Source organism: Myxococcus dinghuensis (genome assembly GCF_024198235.1).
GTDB lineage: Bacteria > Myxococcota > Myxococcia > Myxococcales > Myxococcaceae > Myxococcus > Myxococcus dinghuensis.
In genome coordinates, this window is record NZ_JAKCFB010000005.1 from 346441 (window position 1) to 367620 (window position 21180).

Consider the following 21180-nt stretch of genomic DNA (forward strand, 5'->3'; position numbering starts at 1 on the left):
GCTACCCCCACTCGACCCGCGCATGGACGGACGCGGCGGCGCGCAGATAGGTCAGCGACCGGGAGTCCGGAGGCAGGCTGCTCCGGATGCGAATCCCTCGCGCGCCGAAGCCCGCCGCGACCTGGACGACCCTCGCCACCTCGGACAGACGCGGCGCGCCGAGGAGGATGAGCTCCACGGGCACCTCCTCGGCGGGTGTGACGACCAGGCGCCAGCGCTCCTCCTGGAAGGCCTCGATGCGCTCGACACGGTCCGCCATCCCGGAGCGGGCGCAAGCAGCCACCTGCTCCGGCCCCGCCTCGGGGAGCACCACCTGTGTCAACGCGGGCAGCCGCGCCAGGGCCTCCCACTCCCCGGACGACAAGGGCGGGGGCCTCGACCCCTCGGTGAGCAGCTCCAGGCCCTTCACGGGGAGCTGCCGCTTCGCGACGGCCCGCGCGACGTCCGTGTCGAGCTGTCGCAGCCAGGTCACGCCTCGCAGGTGGGGATGCGTGAGCCACTCGACGAAGCGCGTGGCGTCGTGTCCCCCGCTCCACGAAATCTCCCGCACGGTGAGCCAGGCCTCCATCGGCTCGGGGAACTCGGAGACCGCGCACACGTAGCGGCGCAGCATGACCGCCACGGGGAAGCCCCGCTCGAAGCGACTGCGACGCGGTTCGATGAGCGGCCCCAGCGGGACCTCCCAGAGTTCCCGATGCCGCCCGAGCAGCTCACGCACCCGCGCTTCGTCCGGTGTCGGCGCGCACTGCAGCATGATGAGCTCGCCCCGCGGGTCACCCTCCTCGAGGAGACGGTCCGCGAGCACCAGCCGCGCGGCATCGTCCTCCAGCGCGGCGTAGACGCTGGGTAGCAACAGCTCGCGCGCGGAGGCCCCCTGGGCGTCCGACCGCTCCCGCTCCTCCACCGCGCGGAGCAACACCTCGCGCAGCGCCAGGGCCTCGTCGCTCGGAACGGCGGGCGTCCACTGCTCCCACTTCTCGATGAGCGCCCCCAACTGGCGGGTGGAATCGTCTTCGCGTCCCAGCCGCGCCTGCAACGCTCGCAGGTCCTCCGTCTGCGCTCCCGGTCCCACGTACGCGAGCGCCTCGCAGAGCTTCGACAGGGTCGCGGGTGTCCGCGCCGTGGCGAGCCGGGCCACGGAGAGCAACGCGGGGATGAACCGAGGGTCCGCATCGAAGCGGAACACGCAGGCGACCCACTCCTCCACGTGAGGCGAGGAGTCCTCCAAGGCCATGAGCGTGCGAGCGAGCCCGGTGGGCGTCGAGGCCCAGTCCCGCCGCTGGCCCGGGAAGCCGGACCCCTCCCTGCGCGTCTCTTCGGCGTCGAGTCGCGCGCCGAGGCGCGAGATGGGCTCGAGCAACGAAGGAGCGCGGAGGCGCCGCCAGGCTTGCAGCAACTCGCCCAGGGCCTGCGGTTCCTTGTACTGCGCGAAGCGCGCCACGGCCCGGGACAGGAACGAGGCCAACGACGTGTTCTTCGGTGACCTCACACGGCTACTCCCAGATGACGTGTGTGTACGCCGCCGTGGCCTGCTTCAGGTTCTCGATATCCCAGGGCTTGAGCTTGCGCTCACAGCGCACACGAAGCCGTGTCGTCCCGAAGCCCTCCGCCTCGCGAAGGACCTCCCCGAACAAGCGGACCGTCTCCTCGCTCAGGAGCGTCGCCTCGATGGGCACTTCCGCCGACGGCCGCACCGTGAGTCGCCATGCGCCCTGGCAGTAGGCATCGAAACGCTCCAACGTCCGCCCCAGTGGAGCGTTGGCGCACATGCGGATGTCGAACGGCCCGGCTTCGCGAACCTCCAGCCACGACAGGCTCGGCAGCAGGGCCAGTCGCGCGAGCGCCACCTCCCACCCGGAGATACGCTTCGCGAGCCGTTCGGCTCCGTCCAATTCCAGATGGACCCTGTCGAGTCGATCCACGGCCACCTCCACCCTGCTCACGGAAGGATGCGGACCCATCCGCCCGGCCGAGAAGAGCGACATCTGGCGCACCCGCTCGATACCGCGCAGGTGTGGATGCATGAGCCACTCCGCGTCGATACCGCGCCCCCAGTCGACCTCGCGCACCATGCTCCACTCGGGAGCGGGCACGGTGGAGGGAGCTTCGGGTGGAGCCTCCCAGCCGATCCAGACAGCCGCTGGGAATCCCCGCTCGAAACGCGTCTTGCCCCGCTGGATGATGGCCCCCAGGGGTGCTTCCCAGGTCGACCGATGCGCATCGAGCAGCGCGTTGACCCGGGCCTCATCGGGGGCGGGCGAGCATTGCAGCACGATGAACTCGCCCCATGGATCGCCGAGGGCCACCAGCTCGTCGGCCATCACCAGCCGCGCGGCATCGTCGTCGGGTTGGGCGTAGACCTGCGGGAGCCACTTCTCCCGGACGCTCGCGCGGCGCTGCTCGAGCTCCACCCTCGCGCCGAGCGCTTCCCTCAAGCCCTGGAGCGCCGCCTGGGCACGCGCATCCAGGGCTGGAGGCACCCACTCACGCCCCATGCGGATGATGAAGGCGAGCCGAGCGGCGGAGTCGTTGTCCGGCGCCAGGCTGGCGTGCAGCGCCTCGAGCGGCGCGACGTCGAAGGGAGGCCCCACGTGCTTGAGCGCCAGACACAGCTTCGTCAGGTTCCGCGGCTCCTGGAACTCAGGCCGCCGGGAGAGGAGCACCAGCGCTGGCGCCAACTGGGGGTTCGGGGACGTCCCAGGGACCGCGTCGAGGTAAGGCATCAACGAATGCCACGACCGCCCCTCCCGTGGCACGAGGAGCCACGCCAGGTACCTGGGCGTGTCCGCCCACGCCGCGTACAGCGGCGGACCGGCGGCTTCGTCCACGGCGAGGCGCTTCGCGACCAGGCGCCTTTCGAACTCTTCACAAATCCTGACCAGGGCCGGTGAGCGGCACACCTGCCAGGCCGACATCAGGGCGGCGAGCGTCCGATCTTCGTCCTCCCGGGCAAAGGACTCCGCGGCGCGCTCCAGGTGACCGTACACGATGTCATTCACGTCGCCACTCTACCGCGACGTGGAAACGCCCACACCCGTGCCCCCTCATTCCCAATCGACGCGAGCGTATTCGGACGTGGCCTCGCGCAGCCGCCCGATGGCCAGCGTATCCAGCCGCCGGGGACAGCGGACGTGGAGCCCGTAGGCGTTGAACCTCGCGGCGGCGCGGAGGACGGTGGCGAACGCGTCGACGTGGCGCTCGCTCAGCAGCGTGCCTCTCACGGGGACCTCCGCCGCCCGCGTCACCTCCACCGTCCACGCGCCGTCCCGGGTCGCCTCGAAGTGCTCCAGCCTGGCCGCCAGGGGCGAGCTCGCGCACAGCGCCACGTCGCTGGGCACCGCGTCCGGCAGCTCCACGCGTGTCAGGTGCCGCAGCGCGGAGAGCGCGTCGAACACCCCGGGGGCCGTGCGCAGCAGGTCGCCGCCCATCTCCAGGCTCCGCACGGGGAGCGTCGACGCGCCCAGCCGGTTCGCCAGCACGGCGGGCACGTGGCGCAGCCGCGTCACCCGGCGCAGGTTCGGGTGCGCCAGCCACACACTCCAACGCTCGACGATGTCGTCCCACGCGCCGATGACCGGATTCCAGTCCACCTCCACCACCGTGCCCCACGCGAGCCCCGGCTCCGGCAGGCGCGGCCCCAGGTCGTCCGCCGTCATCCGCACCGCCACCGGGAACCCCCGCTCGAAGCGCGTGCGACCGCGCTCGATGACCCGCCCCAGCGGCGCCTCCCACTTCACCCGGTTCATCGAGAGCAACTGCGCGATGCGGGGCGTGTCCGGCTCCGGCGCGAACTGGAGCATGATGAACTCGCCCAGCGGATCCCCCAGGCCGAGCAACTGGTCCGCCAACACCATCCTCGCGCTGTCGTCCTCGGGCGCGTCGTAGACCCGGGCGAGCAGCGCCTCGCGGGTGCCCGCGTCCTGGCGCTCCCCCATCGCCCGCGCCTCGATGGCCTCTCGCAACGCCTCGCACCGCTCCAGCGCCAGCGCATCGAGCACCGGCGGCGTCCACGCCGCCCCCAGCCGGATGACCCGGTCGAGCTGCCGCGTCACGAACGACAACACCGGAGGCAACCGGGCCTTCAGCGCCCGCAACAACTGCACGTCGAACGGCGGCCCCACGTGCATGTACACGTCACAGAACGCCGCCAGGACACGGAAGTCCTCCACCACCTGCATCCGGGAGAGCGCCTGCAACACCGGGACGAAGCGCGGGTCCGCGGGCCACTGCCGCAGCCGCTCCAGTCGTCGACTCGTCTCCCGCCAGTTCGACGACGACGCGAACCCCAGCAACGACACCAGCATCCTCGGCAGGTCCATGGGGTGGCGCCGCTCCAACTGCGTCTCCCACGACGAGCCGACGTCCAGCGGCGTGAGCCCCTCCCCCAGCCGGTCCGACAGCTGCTGGACGAGCGCGATGACGGGCTCCGCCCGGGACTCGCGCCAGGCCTCCAACAACTGCTCCAGCGCCGCGTCCTCTTCATGCCGAGCGAAGGAATCCGCGGCGCGCCCCAGGAGCCCGTTCAGGATTTCGTTCACGGCCCTCCAGCGTAGGGGATTGCCGCCCCTCGGACGAAGGCGCTCCGCCACCAAGGGTCCGCCAATACTCAAGCCGCGACTTGACAATCACCCCACCCCGTCGATACTTAAGTCCATGCTAAACAGTGACTCGGTGGACCGCGTCTTCCACGCGCTGGGCGACGCCACCCGGCGGGCCATCGTCGAGCGGTTGAGCCGGGGCGCGCTGTCGGTCAGCGAGCTGGCGAGGCCGCTCGACATCACGCTGGCGGCGGTGGTGCAGCACCTCCAGGTGTTGGAGGAGAGCGGCATCGTCCAGACGGAGAAGGTGGGGCGGGTGCGCTCGTGCCAGTTGCAACCCGACGGGCTGCGCGTCGCCGAATCCTGGCTCGCGGACCGCCGGGGCCTGTGGGAGCGGCGCTTCGACCGGTTGGGTCAATTGCTCGAGGAGGCGGAGCCCCCACCGGGTCCCTCTCGCCGAAGGAAGGACAAACCATGAAGACACTCCCCGTCGTCCACGGTTCATTCACCCTCGAGCGCGAGTATCGCGTGCCACCGTCGCGGGTCTTCGCCGCCTGGGCGGACCCGGAGGTGAAGGCGCAGTGGTTCATCGGTCCGCCGGAGCGGTGGACGCTGGTGGCCCGCGAGCTGGACTTCCGCGTGGGAGGCCGCGAGCTGCTCCACGGGCAATTGACCGGAGGGCCCTCCACCGTCTTCACCGCGCGCTATCACGACATCCGCCCGGACGAGCGGCTCGTGTATGTCTATGACATGCACGTGGGGGGCACGCACCTGTCGGTGTCGCTGGCCACGGTGGAGCTGCGCGCCACGCGCACGGGGACGCTCATGCGCTTCACGGAGCAGGCGGCGTTCGTGGATGGACAGGACGGCACGCGCTCACGCGAGGGCGGGACGGCGGCGCACTTCGACCGGCTGACGCCGGTGCTGGAGAAGCCCCGCGAGGTGCTCTCCGAGCGGGTCTTCGACGCGCCCCGGGACAGCGTGTACCGGGCCTTCAGCGACCCGCGGCAACTGGCGCGGTGGTGGGGACCGCGGGGCGCCACCAACACGTTCCACACGTTCGACCCGCGACCGGGCGGCGCGTGGCGCTTCGACATGCACGCGGCCGACGGCACCCGCTACGCCATGGACAAGGAGTTCGTGGAGGTGGTGCCCGGCGAGCGCGTCGTCCTGCGCCACCACCAGGCCTCGCACGCGTTCGAGATGCGCATGGACTTCGCGGCCGAAGGCGAGCGCACGCGCGTCACCTGGCGCATGCGGTTCGAGTCGGAGCAGGAGTTCGACCCGGTGCGCGGCTTCGTCGAGGAGGCGAACCAGCAGAACTTCGACCGGCTCGAGGCGCACCTGGCGGCGAGGAAGGACGCCCACTGACACCACGTCAGTGGACGCCGTGCTCCTGGGACGTGGCCATGCCGCCGTCCCCCGTCACGGTGAGCGTCAACGCACCGGGCTGGGTGGCGCGGAAGTAGAACACGGCCTCGTGCTGCGGCCCCTCCAGCGTGAGCGACCAGCCCGTCCCTCCCGTGGGGACCGCGTCACCACACGCGGCGTCTCGATACAGCACGAGCCCCGTCGCGGCCGGCCCCGTGGCGGAGACCTGCAGCGCGGGTGACGCCAGGGCGGACAGGTTGCCCACCCCGTCCTGGCTCTGCACCGCGACCGCCTCCGAGCAGCCCCCCGCCACCGCTTCGTGGCGAGGCGTGAGGATGGACAGACGAGCGGCGGCCCCGGCGGCCACGGCCACGTCGAACGTCACCCCGGGCCTGGTGTCGCGCGAGTACCCGGGGCCGCTCACGCGGTTCTGGCTGATGCGGTTGGCCCCGCCCAGGTCCGAGATGGCCGCCAGGTAGGACTGGCTGCTCGTCACCGGCCCCGCGTGGGACAGCGTGTTCCCCACGACCTCCAGGCGGGTGGACGCGGGCAGCGGGTTCCCGTTCGCGTCCGCCTGGGAGAGGTCGATGCCCACGTCGTTGTCCTCCAGCACGTTCTGCTGGATGAGGACGTCCTCGCACAGCGCGCCGTTGTAGTACGGGCCTCCGGCGACCAGCAGGCCCGCGGACGTCCAGCCCGTCCCCGCGTAGGCGTTGCCGCGCACCGTGTTGCGCACCACCTGCCCCGAGGCGCCGTAGCTCAACTGGATGCCGTTGCGCGCGATGGTGGTGACGGGGCCTCCGCCGTCGACGACGTTGTCCGACACGTCCACCAGCACCCGCCCGGTGGCGACGATGCCCGCCTTCTGGAAGCCCGCCACCCGGTTGCGCAGGATGTCCACGCTGGGCGTCAGGGTCGCGTCCGCTCCGGCGCGCACCTCGATGGCCGTGCCCTCCTGGCAGCCGCCCTGGCCCTCCTTCTGGTGGATGTCGAGGACCTCGCTGTCGTGGATGGAGCCCGTCGCGCCCTCGAAGAGGATGCCGCGCAGCCGCGCCGCGCCCACGTCACAGGCCAGCTCCGACAGACCGCGCGCCGTCACCCTCACGCGAGTCACGTGCGCCGTGAGCCCCTCGTTGCCGAGCACCGCGCCGGTGAAGCGACGGCCCCGGGGGTCCACCGCCGTGAGCGTGAAGCCCGCGCCGTCGAACGTGAACCCGTCCGGGATGCGCACCGTCTGCTCCGTCGTGCAGTCCGCCGTCAGCGTCACCCGCTCCGGCTCCAGCGTCATCGCGCACGGCGGGTGCTCACCACACAGCCAGTCCCCCCACTCCACCGGGAAGGTGTGCGTCGCGCTCAGGCCGGAGGCGTTGCGCACCGTCACGGTGACGACCGGCTCGGTGTCCGCCGGGATGCACGACAGGGCGACCCAGTCCACGAGGCTGGTGTCTCCATCGCGGGTGGCCTTCCCGAGCAACCCCGTGTTGGTCGTCCAGGCGAAGGTGAGGGGCTCGCCGAACGGGTCCTTCGCGGAGGCGGAGAGCTTCACCAGCTCCGCCGCCACGGCGCCCGGGGCGGACTGCGAGGTGGCGGTGATTTCGGGCGGCAGGGCGGCGCGCACGCAGACGCCCACCGAGCGCTCGCTGCGCCCGCCGAACGCGTCGCTCACGATGACGGACAGGCGGCAGTTGTCGCACGTCCCGGGGGGAATCGCGGTGGGGGTGAAGGAGGTCTGCGCGGCGCTCGCGTCGCCGAAGGTGCCCGCGCAGGTGGCGGACCAGGCGTAGGTGAGCGCGTCGGCGTCCTCGTCCCGGCCCACGGCCTGGATGGCCAGGGGCTCTCCCGGACGGGCCTGCTCGGCCGGTCCCGTCCCGACCTCCGGTACGAGCGGCGCGCGGTTGAGCGTGACCGGCGCCTCCACGCCCCAGCCGCCGCCCACCTCCACGTTCACCGCGAAGTCGAGCGTGGCCGAGGCGCCGCTCGCGTCCGAGACGCGGACCGTGAGCGTCACCTTCCCTCGGCGGGGTGGCGCCTTCCACTCCGGGTTCGCGGTGGTGGCAGCGGAGAAGGTTCCGTCGGAGGCGCTCCACGCGTAGGTCAGCGTCCCCGCCTCTTCCGACGCCCGCGCCAGCACGCGCAGTTGCATCGATTCCTCCGGAGGCACGGCGGCGCGGGTCGACACGACCGCGTCGATTGCGGGCGACGCGGGGCTCGCGGTCGCCGCGTCCGCGTGGGGGACCGCCACGATGAGCGCGGGGCGGTGGTCGATCAACACCACCTCCGGGACGAGCACCTTCGCCAGCACGACCCCGCTGCCGTCGACCGCCTCCACGGTCAGCGCTCCGCCCTTGCCCGAGGGGAGTCCACGCACCAGTCGATGCCAGGAGGCGCCCGGCTCGGGCGTTCCCTCGAACGTCACGGGAATCGCCGCTGCCTTGGCGGGCGTGAAGGCCCCCTTCACGGTGGCCGTGGGCTCCAGCGCCAGCGAGCGGGGCAGCACCGCCACCACCCGCAGCGAACCCGAGGGCTCCGCCCCCATCGGCGTCGCGTCATCGAGATGACACGCCGGAGCCAACGCCAGCACTCCGGTGAGCAGGGCCAGACGTAACGCGTCCGCTCGAGACATGGGGGATGTCCTCCTGGCGATGAATCGGATGTCGACGATACCGGCAAGCGTCCAGACCCCGAAACAACTGGCCACGCCTTCCCGCATGCTCGCCCGCCAACCGCGAACACACCTCACGTCCCCCGAGGCAGGCCCCCGTCGGGAGGATGACACCCACACACCAGCCGAGGGCATCTCCTCCCGTCGTCGCCGCGATGCGACATCGGCTCAACGGTCGCGTGGAGGATGTCTCACCATGTGTCCGATGAGGTGGACCTCCCGGTAGCCCTCGCCCTTCCTGAAGTTGAAGAGGCGGAGCGCCGGCTGCGTCTTCCGGTTGTAGGCCCGTCCCAGGACGGCGGCGAGGCTCGCGGGGCACGCCATCGCCAGCCAGACCTCGGAGACGTCGGACACGTTCTCGTGGAGGTCATCCAGGCACTTACGGAACTCCTCCAGCGCGCGGAGGCCGTCCTGCTCGCTCTCCAATGCGGAGGAGGAGATGCCACGTGCCACGCGCAGTCGCATCAGCGGCATCGGTGACTCGGCGCCCAGCCACTGCGTCACGGCCTCGGGGGACACCACCTGGTTGACCTCGACGAGGAGCGCCAGGCGGTTCCCGGCGGCCCGACAGGCGTCCTTGTCGGGGAGCACGTGCTCCGTGAAGAACCGCCCCTCCTTCGGGATGGGCAACGCGGCATCGTAGCCACAATCCCAGATGCCGTTGCGACCGCGCTGCTCCTGGTAGGCACGCAGCTTCAATCGCTGGGTCAGCCAGCCCAGGTGGAACATGAGCGGCAACGGGGCGCGACCGAAGAGGTGCATGCGACTGACCTCGGGGCCCATCGCATTCACGAGCTGCTCCGCCTGCTTGAACGCGCGCCGCCATTCGACCGGTGTCGCGGGCAGGCCGTCGTCGACCCTGCCGAACGGCTGGAGCACGAGGGTGGGGATGGTCGCCGCGTCCTGCTTCACCAGCGCCTCGTGGATGCTCCCTTCGGCCACGTTGAAGTTCACCTCGTAGGCCACCGCGACCTCATCCGGCATCCGGGGAGGGTGCTCCGGCTCGAACAGGATGCGTTCGCCCCGCAAGGGCTTCTCCTCCGAGGGCGCGGGCATGAAGAGCTGGAGGGAGGCCCAGTCCGACGTGTTGAGCGGCAACGCCGCGTGGGCGGCCTGGTAGGCCTCGCGGATGGAGGTCTTCCGCATGCTGAAGGCCTCGTGGAACGCACGACTCATCAGGACCGAGCCGTCCACGGACAGCGGCATCAACGACGCGATGACACCTGGGAAGCCCAGTTGGTGGATGTCATGGGCCACGCCTCCGAACATGCGCCCGGGACGCCCCGGGTCCCCGCCGTGACAGGCGCTGAGGATGACGACCTGGAGGTCCTCCTTGAAGGGCGCCAGGATGGCGCGGATCCGCTCGCCCATGACCACCTCGGGGACTCGCCACGGGTAGGGAGCGTTCCACACCAGCCCGAACGCCCCGTCCTTCTCGCTCCCGTGGCAGAGGATGTGGAGGACCTGGAAGGGCCGACCCTCGTCACGCGCGCGCCGGAGGGTGTCCCTCAGCGCGTCCTGGTCCATGTCCTCGAGGACGTCCTCCTTCGGGTCGAACCCGGGGCAGGTGTCACGCAGCGCCCGAAGGTGCGCGTCCACGCCGACGGGGTCCAGCCCCATCGGTTCAGCCCAGGCGAACAGCGTGCGACCCGAGCGAGCGGCCTCCGCGGGAGCGGGGTGGTTGCTGGCCCACTCGAAGGAGACGGGGTACGGCTGGATGGAGCCGAGGCTCCGGTATCGGTCGAGCTCCAACACGGCCCAGGGCAGGCTGAACAGCTCGCTCGCGCTGAAGCGGAAGCGCAACAGGCAGGGTGTCGGCGTGGTCCCTTGCGCGTCGAGCAACGCGGACTCGTAGCCACTCCACCCGGTGGTTCCCTTGAGCACGTCCTGGAGGAAGCGCAGCAGCAGCGCGCCCATCTGCCTGCGCGCCACTTCGGGTGGCTCGCACTGCCGGAAGGCGTCGCGGAGCGACTCCACTTCGTCCCACGGGAAGCGCGCCACGCCCAGCTTTCCGTAGGGCCCGCGCGCGAAGTACAGCTGAGGCTTCTCATCGAACTCCGTCGGGCGGTCCAGGTTCTCCACGCGCCCCAGCTCGATGGTCAGGATTCGCGGCTCAGCCATGGGAGGCCACCGCGAGAGGGAACTCGGGGCCGAACAGCTCGCGCCAGCACTCGCTCGCCCGCCGGTGCTCACCCCGGGACTCCTGGGTCAACGCGGCCTGGGCCGCGAGCGCATCGAAGCCCCCCCGCTCCTGCCGCCGGGCCACTGCCGCCTGGCCCGGCTGCAACTCCAGCTTCTGCACGAACCGCTCGAAACACCGCCCCACGGTCGACATGGCTCTCGCTCCCTCGTTGAACAGGGAGACGAGAAGCCATCGCGATTGTTACCTCCGGCACGCCCCGCGCCCCGCATCACACCCTCCAGCCGGTTCCCGGCGTCGTCGGCACGACGCGGGTCTACCCACAGCGTCCACCAGCGGGCGCCCACCGTGACTCGGCGGCACGCGGCCTGGCTCCGAGTGCTCTGTTGCGCCGCCTCGTGTCCCCACCCGCTCCACGCCGCCCGCAGCCCTGGCCCATCCGCGTGGCCCACTGGGTCAACGTGCCCCTGCTCGTCATCATGGCGATGAGCGGCCTGCAGATCTTCGCCGCCTATCCCATGCTCGGCCCGCGGGGGCAGCCCGTCGGCTGGTACCCCTTCCAAGGCGAATCCCCTCCAGGGTGGGCGCGGCTCGGAGACTGGCTCGCCGGCGCGCGCCACTGGCACTTCGCCTTCGGCGGCTTCCTCGCCCTCAACGGCGCCATCTACCTGCTCTACCTCGTCCTCAGCGGCGAGTGGCGCAGGCGCCTCTTCCTCCCGCACCGCGACACACGCAACGCCGTGGAGACGCTCGCCTTCTACCTCCGCATCCGGAAGCACGCCCCCGCCCAGGGCCTCTACAACGGACTGCAACGCCTCGCGTACACGGGCGCGCTGCTGCTCGGCATCCTCGCGGTGCTCTCCGGCCTCGTCCTCTACAAGCCCGTCCAGCTCGGCGCCCTCACCGCCGCGCTCGGCGGCTACGACACCGCGCGCGCCCTCCACCTGGGCGTGCTCGCCGGCTTCGCCCTCTTCACCCTCGGCCACGTCACGCTGGTGCTCCTCCACCCACGCTCGCTCGGGGAGATGGTCACGGGCGGCAGGAGACCCGATGTCTAGGCTGCTCATCCCCAAGCGGCGCACACCACGCCTCACCCGCCGCGAGCTGCTCGTCGGCGCCGCCGCGCTCTCGCTCCCCGCCTGTGACAGCGCCCACCCGCGCGCGGGCTTCCTCGGCGCCATGGAGCGCGTCAACGCGCGGCTGGAGGCCGCCCTCTTCGACGAGGACCGGCTCGCCCCCGAGCCCCCCGCCGAGGAGGAGACCCCGCCCGGCGCCTTCCCGAAGTACTTCATCTCGGAGGCGGTGCCACTGGCCCCCAGGAACTGGCGGCTGCGCGTCGGCGGGCTCGTCACCCGCCCCGTCCTGCTCACGCTGGAGGACCTCCAGCGCATGCCGCGCAACGGCTACCGCCTCCGCCACCACTGCGTGGAGGGCTGGAGCGCGGTGGCCACCTGGCACGGCGTGCGCGTGCGCGACCTGGCCCAGGCCGTGGGCGCGTCACCCGACGCGCGCTTCGTGGAGTTCCGCTCCTTCGACGCGGGCTACTGGTCCTCGTGGGACCGCCCCAGTGCCCTGCACGCCCAGACGCTGCTCGCGTACGGCATGAACGGCTACCCGCTGCCCCCCGAGCACGGCGCGCCGCTGCGCCTCTACTCGGCGGTGAAGCTCGGCTACAAGATGGTGAAGTACCTCACCGAGGTGAACTTCCTCCCCGAGCCCACGGGCGGCTACTGGGAGGACCAGGGCTACGAGTGGTTCGCGGGCGTCTAGCGCCCCTCAGGCCTTGCTGCCCACGAAGCCGCCGCTGAAGGGCGAGAAGCCGCGCTGGCGCAGCGCCTCGCGCTCGGCCTTGAGCGCGGCCAGGGCCTCGTCGCGCGAGGCGTAGTGGTTCACCGCCGCGCCGTTGATGGCGCCGCTGGTGAGCACGAACATCCGCGTCATCTCGTCCCCGCCGAAGCGGTAGGAGCGGTGCGTGTAGCGCTCCAGCACCTCGCGCCGCTCCTTGCCGAAGACGCGCCCGGCGGTGAACTTCACCACCAGCCCGTCCAGGTTGATGAGCAGGTCCACCTTGCCCGGGTACTTCGAGAGGTGCCCTTCCACCTCCCGCCTCCAGCGCAGCACGTCCTCCTCGTTCACCAACAGGCAGTCGGTGAAGTGCGCGGTGACGACGTCGTTGGGCGCGTCGTACTCGAAGGTCATGTTCCAGGCCATCGTGAGACCTCCTCCGACAACGGCGTCAGGCGGGGTTCGCACCCGCCAGGAACGCGGACAGCACCGCCGCCGTCTCGTGGGGGGACTCCACCTGGGGATAGTGACCCGGGCCCGGGATGTGGGCCATGCGCGCGCCGCGGATGTGCCCCGCCACGGCCTGCCGCAGGAACGACGGCGGCAGGAAGGGGTCGTCCGTGGACACCACCAGCGTCGGCGCGGTGATGGACGCCAGCCGGCTCTCGAAGCCGCCCGCGGTCCACGCGTCGAAGACCTTCTGGATGGAGTCCTCGGACACCGTCGCCGCGTCCGCCAGCGCGACCTCCAGGGCCTCCGCCGACAGCTTCTTGCAGGCCAGCCCGAGGATGGTCGACTGCTTCTGGCGATCACCCGCGGACGTGCGGAACAGCCCCGCCGCGTCCGAAGGCAGCGGCAGCCCCGAGGCCGGCACCGTGTTGAACAGCGCCAACCCCTCCACCCGGTCCGGCACCTCCGAGGCGATCCACTGCGCCACCTGCCCGCCCATGCTGTGGCCCACCACCGTGAAGCGCTTCGCGCCCACCGCGTCCACCACGGCCAGCACATCCTGGGCCAGGCCCTGGATGGAGAAGCCCTCCTTCGCGCGACCCGACTGCCCCGTGCCACGCGCGTCCGGCACCACCAGCCGCAGGCCCGTCAGGTCCAGGCTCTCGAGGAGCGACGTCCACACCGCCCCCGACACCATCCAGCCATGCACCAGCACCACGGTGCGCGGCCCGTCCCCAATGACCCGGTAGTGGATCGAAGTCCCGTCAGCAGCGGAAATCGTGGGCATGCGGTCTCCTCAGAGGAATGCGATAAAACGGCATTGAATAAATCTATGGAAGCGAAAGCAAGCCATGACGCCTGGGCCGGTGCCAGGTGCGGATGTAGGCGTTCGCTGGGAGTCCGGGCCGGGTTCGCTGGGGAGCGGGGTGGGCGGGGACGTAGGAGGTAGGGCGGGCCCACGCGGCGCCGGGCTCTGGCAGAGTCCGCGGCCTCATGGTGGATGAACGGGACGGGACGGGGCGCGAGGCGCTTCGCGCGGTGCACTGCGAGGACGCGCTGACGTGGCTGGCGGCGCAGCCGGTGCTGACGGGGTGCTCGGCGGTGGCGTCGCTGCCGGACGCGTCGGAGTTCCCCACCCTCTCGCTGGCGGAGTGGAAGGCGTGGTTCATCCGCGCCGCGGCGCTGGTGATGTCGCGCGTGCCGGACGACGGCGTGGCGCTCTTCTACCAGACGGACGTGAAGGAGGAGGGGCACTGGGTGGACAAGGGCTACCTGGTGTCGCGCGCCGCGGAGGAGCAGGGGCTGGGGCTGCTGTGGCACAAGGTGGTGTGTCGCCGGGCGCCGGGCACGGTGACGTTCGGCCGGCCCGCGTACTCGCACATGCTGTGCTTCTCCAAGGGCCTGCGCGCGGACATGGCCAGGTCCACGGCGGACGTGCTGCCGGAGGCGGGCGAGGTGACGTGGACGCGCGGCATGGGCGTGGAGGCGTGCCTCGTCGCGTGCCGCTTCATCCTGGAGCAGACGGCGACGCGCACGGTGGTGGATCCGTTCTGCGGCCACGGCACGGTGCTGGCGGTGGCGAACGCGCTGGGGCTGGACGCGGTGGGCGTGGAGCTGAGCCGCAAGCGGGCGCGCAAGGCGCGCAACCTCCGCGCGGAGTGGCGCGAGGGGAAGCTGGTGCTCCTGCCCACGGACACCGGCGCGCCGACGCCGGAGTGACACGAGGATTCGCCACGGGGCACGACGCGCGGGCCGCGCCCCGGTGGCGTGTGACTACGCGGTGGGGGTGACGCGCGCGGGGGGAGCTTCCGGGGCGACGAGCGCGAGCGTGGTCAGCTCCTGCGTCACGACGGCCTCGAGCTCCTGGATGAAGGCGCCGAAGAGGCGCTCCTCCAGCGCGAGGGCGTCGTCGAGCGAGGCGCCCACGGCGGAGAGGCGCGCCACGCAGGCGTCCTCGATGGAGCGGCGGTGGCCCTGCTCCTCGGTGACGACGCGGCCCAGCTCCTCGCGGACGGAGGGGCTGCGCGAGGCCGCCTTGTAGAGCGGGTAGAGCACCATGGCGCGGCGCTCGATGGCGGTGGTGGTGAGCAGGTAGTGGAGGAAGACGTCCGGGCCGCCGGTGTGCGCGGTGGCCCAGGCGGCCAGTTCGTGGTCGAGCGCCTGGAAGTAGCGGCCGGCGGCCTCGGGGCAGAGGAAGCCGGAGGGCTCGGCGCCGGAGAGCTCGGCGGACAGGCGCTTGAAGGCGAAGGCATGGCGCGTCTCGTCCGCCAGGTGCTCCAGCACCGCGAGCGTCGGGTGGCGGTCCGCCACGGTGCGCGAAATCTTCCGCGCCCCGATGAACTCCATGAAGGACAGGGTGTGCAGCCAGCGGGCCTCGAGCTCCGGCACCTGGGACAACTGACGAAGCACCGCCTGGATTCGGTCACGCATGCCGCGCCCTCTAGCGCGTCGGCCGCCCGGGCGCGAGCAGGATTGATGGGCCAGGAGGCGGTACGAACGCGTCCACGGACTACACGCCCACAGTCCGTCACGCACAGACGCTCAGCCCCTCCGCAATGAAGAGCCAGCTGAGACCCGAGCGGGCCTGAGGATCGAGTGCGGCATGTCCTCGGCAACGGTCTCGAATGCCCATGTACTGTCTCTTCCCTCGGAAGGTCCTGCCGCAGACCTGGTTCTCCAGGCGGCGTGTCCGCCCATCAGGGCCAGCGGCGAACCATCCACCGAGGCGGGCGGCCCGCCCACGACGCCTCACGCGGGCGCGGGCGCGTCGCTGTCGAACAGCAGCTCCGCCTCCACCCGCCGAGGCCGCGCCGTCCCCGCCTCGAACACGCGGCCCACCGGCACCTCCAGCTCCATGAACCGGAACAGCTCCGTCGCCACCGCGTGCGGCGCGTCCCACATCACGAAGTGCCGCGCGTCCGGCACCTGCACCAGCCGCGCGCCCGGGATGTCCCACGCCAGCCGCTCTCCGTACCGCGCCGGCAGCAGCGCGTCCTCCTCGCCCCACAACAGCAGCGTCGGCACGCTGACGTGGCCGAGCCTCGGCGCCAGCTCCCGCGTCTGGTTGGTGTCGAGCGCCACCGCGTCGCGCACCAGCGACACCAACCCCACCTCCGTCGCGTACGGCGCCAGCAACCCCTCCACCACGCCATCCGGCGGCGCCGTCTCGAAGCCCTTCCAGCGCAGCGCCAGCCGCAACAGCCGCCCCACCCGCTCCGGCGACAGCCGCCGCGTCGCGGACGGCGTCCCCAGCAACGACATCAGGCTCAGCGGCCACGCGTCGTAGCAGATGCTGTCCACCAGGCACAGGCGCCCCACCCGCCGTGGGAAGCGCACCGCCAGGTGCTGCGCCACGCCGCCGCCCACGTCGTGCCCCACCACCAGCGCGTCGACGAGGCCCAGCCGGTCCATCCACGCGTCCAGCGCCTCCGCCTGCCGCCCCACGGAGCGGTCGAAGACGTCCCGCTTGTCCGAGAACCCGTACCCCAACAGGTCCGGCACCAGCACCCGGTTCGTGGTGGCCAGCCCCGCCGCCAGCCCGCTCCACACGTAGCCCCACGTGGGGATGCCGTGCAGCAACACCACGGGCGGCCCGTCCCCCAGGTCCACGTAGCTCAAGAACCGGTCCCCCAGCTCCACCACGTCCTGCATGCGCTGCCACGCTCGCCAGTTCATCTCAGCTCCTTCGCCGCCACCCAGTCCGGCACCAGCCGGGCCGCCCCCGGGATGGGTTGCCGCAGGATGTCCGGCACGTCCTGCACCATCAGCGCCAGGTTCACGAGCAACCCCGGCAGCCGCTCCTCCAGCGCGTCCGTCAACCGCAGCACCGCGTCCGCGTCCTCGCCCAGCGACGTCACCCGCTGCCGGCTCAGCGCCACCTCGAAGGGCAGGTCCCGCGCCTTCTGGCGCATCACCGCGCGCAGGCCCTCCGTGGCCCGCGCGTACGCCTCGTCGCGCATCACCGGCCCCAGCCGGCTCCACACCGCCTCCAGGTACTCCGGCCAGCACGCCAGCGCGCGGTACTCCCCGGGCACGCCCGGATGCCCCACCCGCTTCACGATGTCCGAGTACAGCGCCCGCAGCCGCGCGTCCGGCGGACGCTCCGGGGCCCACTCCATCGCCGCCATGCGCGGCAGCGCGCCGCGCTCCACCCGCTCCACCGTCCCCGACCGCCCGCCCCGCCCCACCGGCTCGCCGCGCAGCGCCAGCCGCACCGCCGCCACCATCAACGCCACCCGCGGCTGCATCGCCTCGTACAGCTCCAGGATGCCGCGCGCGTGGAAGCGCTGACTGGGCCCCAGGTCCGCCGCGTTCCACGCGCCCAGCACCTCCCAGCCCACCGTCGCCTCCAGCGTCCGGGCCCACAGCCCCTGCGCGGACTCCTCGAAGGCCCGCGTCTCCACGCTCGGCCCCAGCGCCTCCCACATCGCCACGAAGAAGCGCGGGAAGGCGGCCCACGTCCGCAGGGACACGTCCACCCCCGTCACGCGCATCGTCCGCCGCAGCTCGTGGTAGACGCGCTCGACCGCGCCCGTCGCCTCGCGCTCGCTCACCTGCCTGACCCTGGCCATGCAGCACCCCCGGTTAGGGTGGACCGCGCGACGCACCCCGGCATCGTCCCCACGCGCGCCCGGATGCCCGGACGCCCGACGTGCCCCCTGTCCCTCCAGGGAAGGCACCACGCGGACTGGAGAACACTCCGGCCGGGCGTCGTTTGACGGGCTCCTCGACGCCTCGCTTTGCTCTGCCGCGCGCGAAGGTGCGCGTGCCTGGTGACCGGGGGCAGCCAGCATGGGACGTCGAGACACAGCGTGTCGTTCGAGGCGGACGCTCGCGCCCAGGCAGTCCACCGGACGCGCCCCCGCCCCGCGCCTTCCGCCCCCGCCCCTCACCCCTTTCCCAGAAGTGGAGCGCCCCTCATGAACGGGCCCGTCATCGACGACCGCCGCGCCGAGCAGGAGCAGGACAGCCGACCTCCCCACCTCGTCGAGGTCCCCCTGGCCAGCGCCGTGGACGGCTACCTGCGCCGGCTCCAGGAGCTGGGCGCCGTGGAGGGCGCGGACGGCGAGGTGGGCCTCCACCCCGCGCTGGCCCCCGTGCTGGAGGCGTTGCACCACCTGCTGGCCGGCGGCGAGGTGGCGGTCCACGTCACGCGCCCTGGCGTGCCCGCCATCGTCGAGGAGCTGCGCGGGCGCGTCGACGAGGCCACGCGCGAGGTCAACCAGCTCCAGTCGCTCGCGTCCTTCACGCTGACCACCACCGTATGAGCCATCCGGGGGGAGGACGCGCGGCCCTGACGGCGTCCTTCCGGCGCTGGACGCGGGCCCAGGACACCGCCGAGGTGCTCGCCGCCGCGGGCGTGGGCCCCTGGCGCGTGCTCACGCTGCTGGTGGTGTGCCTGCTCGCCGCCGCCGCGTGGGCGCCGGGCGCGCGCGTCGTGTTCGGCGTGCCCTTCGGCCTGGGCCTGGCGTGCGCGGCCCCCATGCTGACGAGCGGCCTCGCCTTCTCGCTGGTCCACCGGGGCCGCCGCCACCTGGAGCCATGGGGCTGGGTGTGGATGGTGGCGGGCGTGACGTCCCTGCACTTCTTCCTCGCGGCGCTGATGGCGTTGTCGCAACTGGAGGGCGCCACCGTCATCGCCTCCCTGCTCCTGTTCACGACGGCGTTCCACGGGCGGCTGCACCGGGTGACGCCGCGCACGCCCTTCCTCGCGGTGGGCACGGCGGTGGCGCTGCTGGCGGCGCTGCCCCTGCGCGAGAGCGAGGACCACCTGGTCCTCTTCGGCGTCATCGGCCCGGCGGCCCTCACCGCGGAGCTGTACCTGGGCACCTTCGCCGTGCAGCACGACCGCGCCCGGGCGGAGGCCGCGCGGCTGCGCGCCGCGGTCCAGGCGCAGCTGCTGGACCAGCAGGAGCAGGACGTGGGCCGGCTGTCGCGGGCGCTCGGTGAAATCCTGGGCTACCAGAACGAGCTGGACAGCGCGCTGATGTCGGCGGGCAGCGCGGCGGACATGCTCGCCGTCATGGGCATGGGCGCGCGCCGCGTGGTGCCCGGCGGGCAGGACCTGGAGGTGCAGCTCAAGACGCTCCAGGAGAGCCTGCGTCGCATCCGCGACCGGGTGACGGAGATCCACGCCAAGGGCCGGCGCCACGTGGGCACGGAGCCGGAGCCGGTGGAGGTGGCGCCGCTCCTGGAGTCCGTGCGCGCCAGCGTGGGGCTGCGCTACCCGGACGTGGACATCACCGTGCAGGTGGAGCCCGGAGGACCGCCCCTGCGCGCGCGCATGCGCGGCGGCGTCACCACGCTGCGGCGGGTGATGGAGAACCTGGTGCTCAACGCCTGCGAGGGCGACGGCGCGCGCGGCGCCACGCGCGTGGCGGTGGTGGCCCGCGCCGAGCCGCTCAGCGGCCGGCTGGAGGTGGTCATCACCGATGACGGCCCGGGCTTCCCGCCCGCGCTGCTCGACGGCGCCGTCCAGGCGCTGGCCTCGTCCAAGTCGGACGGCATGGGCCTGGGGCTCTACACGAGCGAGTGCCTGCTGCGCGCCAGCGGCGGCGCGCTCCAGCGCGAGAACACGACGGACGGCGGCGCGCTGCTGCGCCTCGTCCTGCCCCGGGAGTACCCATGAGCGGCGGAGCCATGTACCAGGAGGCCCTGCGGGCGCTGCGGCGGCTGGAGCTGCCGGACGTCTCCGAGCGCGACGTGCTCACCGCGCTGGAGGAGGCGCAGCCCGGGCCGCTGCCGCTGTTCTACGAGGCCGGCGCGGAGGCGGGCCTGGAGCGCGACGTGCTGGTGGCGCGCGGCGTGGGCCTGTTCTTCAGCTTCTGCGCGGGCAACCTCGCCGACGACCTCATCGACGGCGACTGCACCTACTACGTCTTCCCGCTGCGCGACGGTCCGTGCGTGCAGTTCCTCCTCCAGAACCTGGCCTTCGCCTCGCTCACCGAGCCGCGCGCCCGCGTGCCCCCGGGCGCGCTGGCGGAAGGGGCGCGCCTCCTCGCGGTGGCGGCCGGTCCGCAGGCCCAGGAGGTGCGCGTGCGCGAGTGGACGGCGCCGGTGTACCGCCGCGTCGCGGAGGGCATCGCGGGGCTCCAGTGGGCGGCGTACCTGCGCATGCTGTGGGCGGACACGCGGCTGGAGGGGCGCGCGGTGGCGGTGGGCCAGGCGCTGGGGGCGGCGGCCCACGTCGCCGAGGACATCCGCACCCACGACCGGCGCTTCACCTCGCTGCCGCCCGAGGACCGGGACGCGGTGGTGGCCTGGGCGCGCGCGGCCACCGAGGCGCTGCGCGCGTGGGACCTGCGCTGCCTGGACGCGGCCCTGCGCCGCATCGAACCGATATTGCCGGAGGTGTCTCCATGAGGGGGGAGCTGTCGCGGCGCGACGTCCGCCAGGACGACGTCGTCGTCTATTACGAGGAGAAGACGGAGCGCATCCTCCACCGCTACGGGCCGGGGCCGCGCGTGCACTTCCACGTCGGCCTGGTGGACGGCATCCCCCCGCCGGGGGCGACGGAGCCCGTCCTTCGGCGGCGCATCCACGCCTCGCAGGAGGCGCTGCTGGCGGAGGTGGCGCGCGCGGCGGGGCGCTTCCCGGACGGCGGGGACGTGCTCGACGTGGGCTGCGGCCTGGGGGGCGGCAGCCTGTACTGGGCCTCCGAGCACGGGGCCCACGTGACGGCGGTGACGAACGTCGCGTCGCACGTGGAGCTGGTGCGCACCTTCGCCGAAATCGAGGGCGTGGGCGCGCGGGTGAAGGCCCTGCACTGCGACGCGCTCGCGGTGCCCGGCCGCGCGTGCTTCGACGCGGTGGTGGCGCTGGAGAGCAGCAGCTACCTGCCCCGCGCGGAGTGGTTCCGCCGGGTGCGCGCGCTGCTGCGGCCCGGAGGCGTGGCGCTCGTGGCGGACTGCTTCCTGGGGCGGCCGGAGCTGGCCGGGCCCTTCGACCGCTACTGGCGCACGCGCATCGGCACGCTGCACGAATACCTGTCCACCGCGCAGGCGGCGGGCCTGGAGCTGGAGTCGCGCGACGACCTGTCCTCGCGCGCGGTGGGCTTCTGGTCCCTCACGCTGGAGCTGATGGCCCACGAGCGCCACGTCGCCCCCGGTCAGCGGTGCCTGGTGCGGGGCGAGTCGAGCCGCGAGCACCTGCGCCTCCAGCAGGCCCTCATGGATGGAGGCCTGGAGTACGGCCTGCTCGTGCTGCGCCGCGAGGCGTGACGACGGCTGGCGGAC

The 21180-nt window shown here is 72.4% G+C and carries 20 protein-coding genes; 9 read left to right on the top strand and 11 right to left on the bottom strand.

All coding sequences use genetic code 11. The features are described from left to right. Position 1: 1 nt before the first annotated feature. Genes LZ198_RS10445 through LZ198_RS10455 form a run of 3 tightly spaced genes read right to left on the bottom strand, consistent with a single transcriptional unit; the run spans position 2 to position 4538 of the window. Positions 2-1489: a TIGR02996 domain-containing protein gene (locus LZ198_RS10445; RefSeq protein WP_253971760.1), complete on the bottom strand. Its 1488-nt coding sequence runs from the start codon at positions 1487-1489 to the stop codon at positions 2-4. Positions 1490-1493: 4 nt separating this feature from the next. Next, complete coding sequence (locus LZ198_RS10450) at positions 1494-2999, bottom strand: hypothetical protein (protein WP_253971761.1); 1506 nt, start codon at positions 2997-2999, stop codon at positions 1494-1496. Between the two features lie 45 nt (positions 3000-3044). Next, positions 3045-4538 (bottom strand): hypothetical protein, encoded by a 1494-nt coding sequence (locus tag LZ198_RS10455; RefSeq protein ID WP_253971762.1) that lies wholly within the window; start codon positions 4536-4538, stop codon positions 3045-3047. A gap of 115 nt (positions 4539-4653) precedes the next feature. On the opposite strand from LZ198_RS10455, the gene LZ198_RS10460 reads away from it, so the two are divergent. Beyond that, complete coding sequence (locus tag LZ198_RS10460; protein ID WP_253971763.1) at positions 4654-5016, top strand: ArsR/SmtB family transcription factor; 363 nt, start codon at positions 4654-4656, stop codon at positions 5014-5016. Continuing rightward, positions 5013-5909 (top strand): SRPBCC family protein, encoded by an 897-nt coding sequence (locus LZ198_RS10465; protein ID WP_253971764.1) that lies wholly within the window; start codon positions 5013-5015, stop codon positions 5907-5909. The genes LZ198_RS10460 and LZ198_RS10465 overlap by 4 nt, the downstream gene beginning before the upstream one ends. A 7-nt stretch (positions 5910-5916) precedes the next feature. Here LZ198_RS10465 and LZ198_RS10470 read toward each other — a convergent pair whose 3' ends face one another. The 3 genes from LZ198_RS10470 to LZ198_RS10480 form a co-directional block, all read right to left on the bottom strand. Continuing rightward, a complete protein-coding gene (locus LZ198_RS10470) occupies positions 5917-8532 on the bottom strand; it encodes a right-handed parallel beta-helix repeat-containing protein (RefSeq protein ID WP_253971765.1) in 2616 nt (871 codons plus the stop codon). Between the two features lie 207 nt (positions 8533-8739). Further along, complete coding sequence (locus LZ198_RS10475; RefSeq protein ID WP_253971766.1) at positions 8740-10692, bottom strand: SAVED domain-containing protein; 1953 nt, start codon at positions 10690-10692, stop codon at positions 8740-8742. After that, positions 10685-10906, bottom strand: a complete 222-nt coding sequence (locus LZ198_RS10480; protein ID WP_253971767.1) for a hypothetical protein — start codon at positions 10904-10906, stop codon at positions 10685-10687. Before LZ198_RS10480 ends, LZ198_RS10475 begins: the two co-directional genes overlap by 8 nt. Before the next feature lie 191 nt (positions 10907-11097). Here LZ198_RS10480 and LZ198_RS10485 point away from each other — a divergent pair, with 191 nt between their 5' ends. After that, entirely contained in the window at positions 11098-11769 is a 672-nt protein-coding gene (locus LZ198_RS10485; RefSeq protein ID WP_253971768.1) for a cytochrome b/b6 domain-containing protein, read from the top strand. Next, positions 11762-12481: a molybdopterin-dependent oxidoreductase gene (locus LZ198_RS10490; RefSeq protein WP_253971769.1), complete on the top strand. Its 720-nt coding sequence runs from the start codon at positions 11762-11764 to the stop codon at positions 12479-12481. Before LZ198_RS10485 ends, LZ198_RS10490 begins: the two co-directional genes overlap by 8 nt. Positions 12482-12487: 6 nt before the next feature. Here the strand turns inward: LZ198_RS10490 and LZ198_RS10495 are convergent, their stop codons facing one another. Beyond that, positions 12488-12922, bottom strand: coding sequence for a hypothetical protein (locus tag LZ198_RS10495; protein ID WP_253971770.1), 435 nt, complete (start codon positions 12920-12922; stop codon positions 12488-12490). Positions 12923-12947: 25 nt separating this feature from the next. Then, a complete protein-coding gene (locus tag LZ198_RS10500) occupies positions 12948-13733 on the bottom strand; it encodes an alpha/beta fold hydrolase (RefSeq protein WP_253971771.1) in 786 nt (261 codons plus the stop codon). Between the two features lie 206 nt (positions 13734-13939). Here LZ198_RS10500 and LZ198_RS10505 point away from each other — a divergent pair, with 206 nt between their 5' ends. Beyond that, positions 13940-14665, top strand: coding sequence for a site-specific DNA-methyltransferase (locus LZ198_RS10505; protein WP_253971772.1), 726 nt, complete (start codon positions 13940-13942; stop codon positions 14663-14665). Between the two features lie 54 nt (positions 14666-14719). Here the strand turns inward: LZ198_RS10505 and LZ198_RS10510 are convergent, their stop codons facing one another. The 3 genes from LZ198_RS10510 to LZ198_RS10520 form a co-directional block, all read right to left on the bottom strand. Next, entirely contained in the window at positions 14720-15376 is a 657-nt protein-coding gene (locus LZ198_RS10510; RefSeq protein ID WP_253971773.1) for a hypothetical protein, read from the bottom strand. Between the two features lie 318 nt (positions 15377-15694). Beyond that, the gene (locus LZ198_RS10515; protein WP_253971774.1) at positions 15695-16621 is read right to left on the bottom strand and encodes an alpha/beta fold hydrolase; all 927 of its coding nucleotides are present in this window, start codon (positions 16619-16621) and stop codon (positions 15695-15697) included. Then, positions 16618-17517 carry a halocarboxylic acid dehydrogenase DehI family protein gene (locus LZ198_RS10520; protein WP_253971775.1) on the bottom strand — a complete coding sequence of 300 codons (900 nt, stop codon included), beginning with the start codon at positions 17515-17517 and terminating at the stop codon, positions 16618-16620. The genes LZ198_RS10515 and LZ198_RS10520 overlap by 4 nt, the downstream gene beginning before the upstream one ends. Before the next feature lie 348 nt (positions 17518-17865). Here LZ198_RS10520 and LZ198_RS10525 point away from each other — a divergent pair, with 348 nt between their 5' ends. The 4 genes from LZ198_RS10525 to LZ198_RS10540 are packed head-to-tail and all read left to right on the top strand — an operon-like array spanning position 17866 to position 21165. Continuing rightward, positions 17866-18213: a hypothetical protein gene (locus LZ198_RS10525; RefSeq protein ID WP_253971776.1), complete on the top strand. Its 348-nt coding sequence runs from the start codon at positions 17866-17868 to the stop codon at positions 18211-18213. Beyond that, positions 18210-19574 (top strand): sensor histidine kinase, encoded by a 1365-nt coding sequence (locus LZ198_RS10530; protein WP_253971777.1) that lies wholly within the window; start codon positions 18210-18212, stop codon positions 19572-19574. The genes LZ198_RS10525 and LZ198_RS10530 overlap by 4 nt, the downstream gene beginning before the upstream one ends. Next, entirely contained in the window at positions 19571-20308 is a 738-nt protein-coding gene (locus LZ198_RS10535) for a hypothetical protein (RefSeq protein WP_253971778.1), read from the top strand. The genes LZ198_RS10530 and LZ198_RS10535 overlap by 4 nt, the downstream gene beginning before the upstream one ends. After that, a complete protein-coding gene (locus LZ198_RS10540; RefSeq protein WP_253971779.1) occupies positions 20305-21165 on the top strand; it encodes an SAM-dependent methyltransferase in 861 nt (286 codons plus the stop codon). Before LZ198_RS10535 ends, LZ198_RS10540 begins: the two co-directional genes overlap by 4 nt. Positions 21166-21180: the final 15 nt, after the last annotated feature.